Below are 5,207 nucleotides of genomic sequence, written 5' to 3' on the forward strand. Positions count from 1 at the left end.
GATCGCGCCGGCGAGCTGGCAATGGCCCGAGCGCATGGCGGCGCGGACGCTCGACTTGCCTCGTTGGGAAGCGGGTCAGCGCATGATGCAGAGCGCCAGCCCGACCGCGTTTAGCGCGATCATCGCCGGTAACAGGATCGTAACGGCCAACCGCGAAGCGATCGAGGGTTGCAAGAAGGCAGCGGTGAAGGCCGCTGAGACGGTGCGCTGTACGATCAGAGTCAGTCTGGAAAGGCGGGATGATAGTTATGCATCACGCTAACGCATCCTCCTCAGCATCAGCATCGAGCATTCGGCCCATCGCGTAGTAATCGCCAATAACGCCTGATTCTTTATTGGCTGCCACAACATCTCCGCACACGGTATAGCCAAGCCGTTCATAAAATGCGAACGCCCGGTCGTTGCGAACAGCGACGTGGAAGATCAGGAAGAGCAAGCCACGGCGACGTACCCATTCCTCGGCGGACTTCACCAGGCTTGCTCCAAGCCCACGTCCCTGCCACCGTGTCCGGATAGCCAGATTAAAAGAGGCAAATTCTGCAGCGCCTTCGATGCACACGCTCCGTACATCTATGTAGCCGACGAGGTCGCCTATGCGTTGCAGGACGAAGATGCCTCGCTCGCCGGCTACGGCGGCGTTTAGTTCGGCAGTTGTGCGGCGCAGGAGTTCCCCTCGATCCCGGACATCGAAGATCATATGTTCCGCTTCGCGAGCGAGGGCGATCTTCAAGCGTACCAAAGCTTTAGCGTCGTCAAGGTTCGCCGGCCGTAGCTCGCTCCAGCTCTGCTTTCCGCCTACTTGAGCTATCGAACGCGCCGGCGGGAGTGGGCGCGCGTATATTACCTGTGTCATGTGAGGATCTGGACTCCCTGTAACGCGCGCGCGCGCTTTGAGATCGCGAGTTTGCCGAGGGAAAGGTGACCAGAGCGGAAAGCGTGACGTGGGGAAAGCCGCGCCGGATAGCTGAGGCTGCGCGGCCCGTCCGCTTGACGCTGTTCCCGCTTCCAAAAGGCAAAAAGCCCGAGCAGATTCCCCGCGACCGATACAAGATCAACGGCCAAGGCGAACGGTGCGCCAATGAGAAGATTGTGGGCCAGCCAGAAGGGCGCGGCCACGAGAAAGACGATCTTCATCCGCGTCGTTGATCGCTGGGTCCGCGCAATGAAAGAAGATGCACCGCCGCAAGCGGCAAGGCCGGACAGGATTCCATGCCAGGTCGCCACGGTGAGCAACAGCAGCGCGAGCAACGTCGCGCCGTCGAGCGCGAGCTTGGCAACCCGGTCACGAACCACCAGCGCGACGGTGAGCTGCATCAGGGAAAGAACGCATGCGGCCGAAGCGGTAGGCGCGCCGATCAGCGCGAAGTGAAGCGCGAATGCGCCCGCGCCCGCGCCCTGCACCATGAGCGCTCCCCGGCGCGAGGGTAGGAGCGGCCAGCTCACCACGCAGCCGAGACCAACAGCCCCGAATAGGATCGCAGCTAACCCGGTGCTCGCAAACGTTTGATCGAGGAAAAGCGACATGCACGCTCGCGTCGGGGTTGGTCCGGCTTCCACCGTGAAGGAAGAAGGTTAATGTGGCGTTGTCGTCGACCGCTTTCCCATCGCGAGTCCCGGCCACAATGGCATTTGGCTTTTGACGAGGACTGGTTCATTCTGCGTCCAGCGCGGCGCTCTTCCCCTTGGGTTCCGCCCTTGTTTGGACCAGGACAATGGTGCGTGACGCTTTCAAGCTTCTCGCCATCTCGACGTCGCTCGTGCTTTCTGGCTGCGTCAGTCCGCGAGAAATGGCCGCTCGCCATCGGGCGGCGTGTGCGAGCTACGGCTTCCAGCCTGGAACGGAGAGCTATGCGAATTGCCTTCTCCAGCTCGACGTAGGTGATTACGGCTACGGCCATCATAGGGGTGGCGTGCCGTTGTTTCCCGCCCGGCATCAGGCGCCCGCGCCGCCTCCGCCTATCGCCACGCAGGACTAAGGTCGGCTAAAGTTCACTGATGCCCCATCGTCCTGACCTATTGATCTACGCACTTTCGCTCGGAAGCGCAGCGCCCGTGGCGGCTCAGCAGGTGGTGCCCGCCAAACCACGAACCGCCGCGGGTGCGTCGAAGTTCGTCCAGGACATGCTGACCCGCGGCACAGCCGTCGCAAAGCCTTGGCCGGGTTTCGTGCGGAACAGCAGGATCACGAGCGTAGGAGTGAAAGGTGGTTGCCTCGTTACGCTCACGCTCGCCGACAAAAGCGCCCTCAGCGTGAAACTAGATCAGGTGGTTGCGATCCGACCGCTTTACTCGGCCAACGCGCCCCAGGCGTCGGTGGAGATCAAAGGGGGCGCGCAGCCCTACGAGGGTCTCGATATATTCGTCGGGGACAACGACGCGGTGCGCCGCGTCGGTGATGCCCTGGAGTTCATGCGCCAGTCCTGTGATCCATCGGCGAAGACTGGTTTCTAAACCGGCCAGCGGCGTCTCACCGACTTTTGCGAGGGCGGCTTGATCCGCACCCGACCAAGTTGGCCAACACCGTTATAATCTCATTCTAACCGTTGCGCGCACCGTCGTCGGCGCGCCGGGCATGATGTTGTTGTCGTTGTAGGCGGACGAGAAATAATCGCTGTTAAGCAGATTCTCGACGTTGATTTGCGCCTCGATCTGGGGGGTGAGCTTGAAGAATGCGGCGGCATCGACGCGGGTGAAGGCGGGCAGGATGGCGGTGTTGCTGATGGACGTGAAGCTTTTCGACTGGTGGTAGACACCGGCGCCGGCCCCCAAGCGTGGGGTGAGGTCGTAACGCGTCCAGAGCGAAGCCTGTTGTTTTGGAACCAGCGGAACCTCGCGCCCGGCCGGGGCGGCACTCGTCGTTTTGCGAATTGTCGCGTCCTGCAGCGCATAGCCCGCGCTGATCTGCCACTGGGGTGTGATCGCGCCGCTAAGGCCGAGTTCGAGCCCTTTGCTGCGCTGCGCGCCCGTGAGCACCGTCCGTGCGGGGTCATTGGGGTCGGCCGCGCGGGTGTTGGTGCGGTCAAGCTGGTAGATGGCGGCGGTCAGGTTCAGCGTCGGGCGGATATCCCATTTGAGGCCAAGCTCGTAATTGTCGAACCTCTCCGGCTCCAGCGCGGCGCTGGTGACATCGAGCGATGAGAATTGATCCCCCGACTGCGGCAGGAAGGACCGGCTATAGCTGGCGTATATCGAGACAGGTTGCACCGGCTTGAGCACCACGCCCACTCGGGGAGACCAAAGCGTGTCGGTCCGGCGATAGCTCTGCCCGGCAACCAGGTCGTCGACGTTAAGCGTGAAGCGGTCGCGGCGAACGCCGCCGATCAGATCGACATGGTCGCCGATCGAGATCTGGTCCTGCACATAGAAGGCGGCGGCGTCGGCGTTCGTGCGGATTGACCGGTAGCCGGTATTGGGAGTGGTGCGCAGCGTGACCGGCGGCACCGTGATCGGGTCGGCCAACCCGACAAAGACGCGCCGCCCCCCGTTGACGATATCACCACCCCCGAAAAAGCCGTTGATCCGCTGGTTGCGCGTGCGCTGGTCGCTAATTTCGAAGCCAGCGAGCAGCACGTGGCGGACGGGTCCAGTGGTGACCCTCCAAACAAGGTCGTTCTGGTTGAGCAGGTTCTTGCGTGTCGTGGGATCGCTATACGCTTCGAGGCCGACGCTCTGGACGCCGCCGCGCGACGTGACCGGGGTGACCGGAAAGGCGTTCCGATAGAGCTTGTCGTAATCACCATACAGGACCCGACTGGTCAGGGTCAGATTGTCGCTGAAGCGGTGCTCGACGCGCCCATTCAGGACCTTGGCCTCGAAATCGCTGACGTTGAATCCCGGCACACCGAAGAAGGTGTCGCGGGCGCCGGTGAGCGGGCGTGACGGGCTCGTCAGCGAGCCCTGAACGGCCGAGGGGACGCCTCGGTCGATCGTTCGCTTGTCGCTGTTATATTCGAAGCCCAGATCGATCCGAGTCGCACCGCCGAGCGAGAGCGCGACGGTCGGGTTGATCGCAACCCGGCGCCCGTCATAGAAGTCGCGATTGTTTCGGAACTCCTCGTAAACGGCGTTCATCCGGGTGGAGACGGACTCGCTGAGTGGCTGACTGATGTCGGCGTCGACATACCATGCGCCATATGTGTCCGCCGAACCGCTGCCGCTGATGAAGGCGTTGGCGACAGGGCGCTTGGTGACGCGGTTGATTACGCCCCCGCCGCCGCCGCGCCCGAAGATCATCGCGTTGGGACCTTTCAGAACCTCGATCCTCTCTGCATTGTAGAGGCCGCGATAATATTGCACGTCGTCCCGCAAGCCATCGACGAAGAAGTCTGCGGTGCTGCTGTTCCCGCGCAGGATGATCTGATCGCGGTGTCCCTCACCTTGGGAGATTACGGCGCCGGGGACATAGCGTAGTACATCGGCAATAGAGCGCATCGCCTGGTCGTCGATCTGCGTTTCCGTGATGATCGAGACCGCTTGGGGGACATCGTTGAGCTCGGTCGGTGTGCGCGTGGCGGTGCTGGTCGCATCGATCTGATAGCCGTCGCGGACGCCGGTCACGATGATCGTTTGCGAGGTGCTGCCGGGTCCCGGCAGGAACTGGTCTTGAGCCATTGCCGGGACGGTGAGCAGCCCGAAGCCGAGTGCAGTTCCAATACCAAGATTTCTCACCGTTGACCCTTTTGCGAATCTCTCTCACCAACGCAATAGGTGATTTGAGAGTGCGTCGCAATAGCCCTTCGGGGTGGTCGCTGTCGGGCCCGTTGACTTGCTCTCTAAAATATGAGGCCAGCGAAACGGACTACGGCAATGTTACGAAGCCCGACGAGATCACTTATCAGAGCCTGAGTTGGCTTTGCCGTTGCATTACGCCGAACGTCCTCAGCCATGACATGGAAGAGAGCCGAGCCAGTGACGCTCACCGGACGACGATCTTGCCTTTCATGCCGAAAATCGAGTGCATGAAGTGCGAACAATGCACGTCGTAGGTTCCGATCCGGTTGACAACCAGGCGCACGTCCCCGCTTTCTCCGCCTCCCAGATCGACCTCACCCTTGTTGATCGTCGACCGGCTGGCAGGGGCAATACTGGCTTGCTCGAAAAAGGCCTTGGCGACAAAATTGTGGCCGCCCCCTGCCGTGTTAACAAAGCGCAAGCGTGTCAATCGGCGTCCAAAAAGGACCCCCTATCGGCGTCCAAAAGGGACCCCG

The 5,207-nt window shown here is 61.8% G+C and carries 6 protein-coding genes; 2 read left to right on the plus strand and 4 right to left on the minus strand.

Features of this window, described 5'->3' with window-relative positions; all coding sequences use genetic code 11:
- Nucleotides 1–262 (plus strand): DUF6118 family protein (locus tag AX685_RS06200; RefSeq protein ID WP_231738614.1); only part of this gene is annotated, 262 nt, incomplete at its 5' end.
- Here AX685_RS06200 and AX685_RS06205 read toward each other — a convergent pair.
- Nucleotides 254–853 carry a GNAT family N-acetyltransferase gene (locus AX685_RS06205; RefSeq protein ID WP_004212923.1) on the minus strand — a complete coding sequence of 200 codons (600 nt, stop codon included), beginning with the start codon at nucleotides 851–853 and terminating at the stop codon, nucleotides 254–256. The two genes, AX685_RS06200 and AX685_RS06205, sit on opposite strands and share 9 nt — an antisense overlap.
- Nucleotides 850–1,524, minus strand: a complete 675-nt coding sequence (locus AX685_RS06210) for a YgjV family protein (protein ID WP_076605473.1) — start codon at nucleotides 1,522–1,524, stop codon at nucleotides 850–852. Before AX685_RS06210 ends, AX685_RS06205 begins: the two co-directional genes overlap by 4 nt.
- Before the next feature lie 528 nt (nucleotides 1,525–2,052).
- Here AX685_RS06210 and AX685_RS06215 point away from each other — a divergent pair.
- Nucleotides 2,053–2,451, plus strand: coding sequence for a hypothetical protein (locus AX685_RS06215; protein WP_004212919.1), 399 nt, complete (start codon nucleotides 2,053–2,055; stop codon nucleotides 2,449–2,451).
- Nucleotides 2,452–2,523: 72 nt separating this feature from the next.
- Here AX685_RS06215 and AX685_RS06220 read toward each other — a convergent pair whose 3' ends face one another.
- Both AX685_RS06220 and AX685_RS06225 read right to left on the minus strand, forming a co-directional pair.
- Nucleotides 2,524–4,668, minus strand: coding sequence for a TonB-dependent receptor (locus AX685_RS06220; protein ID WP_231738615.1), 2,145 nt, complete (start codon nucleotides 4,666–4,668; stop codon nucleotides 2,524–2,526).
- A gap of 247 nt (nucleotides 4,669–4,915) precedes the next feature.
- Nucleotides 4,916–5,161: a cupredoxin domain-containing protein gene (locus AX685_RS06225; protein WP_197418510.1), complete on the minus strand. Its 246-nt coding sequence runs from the start codon at nucleotides 5,159–5,161 to the stop codon at nucleotides 4,916–4,918.
- Nucleotides 5,162–5,207: the final 46 nt, after the last annotated feature.

It is taken from the genome of Sphingomonas sp. CCH9-F2, assembly GCF_001556735.1.
Taxonomy (GTDB): Bacteria; Pseudomonadota; Alphaproteobacteria; order Sphingomonadales; family Sphingomonadaceae; genus Sphingomonas; species Sphingomonas ginsenosidimutans.

What these genes read in the sequence shown, in the direction of transcription:
- AX685_RS06205 (WP_004212923.1), bottom strand. Translation starts at nt 853, where the DNA reads ATGACACAGGTAATATACGCGCGCCCACTCCCGCCGGCGCGTTCGATA.
- AX685_RS06210 (WP_076605473.1), bottom strand. Translation starts at nt 1,524, where the DNA reads ATGTCGCTTTTCCTCGATCAAACGTTTGCGAGCACCGGGTTAGCTGCG.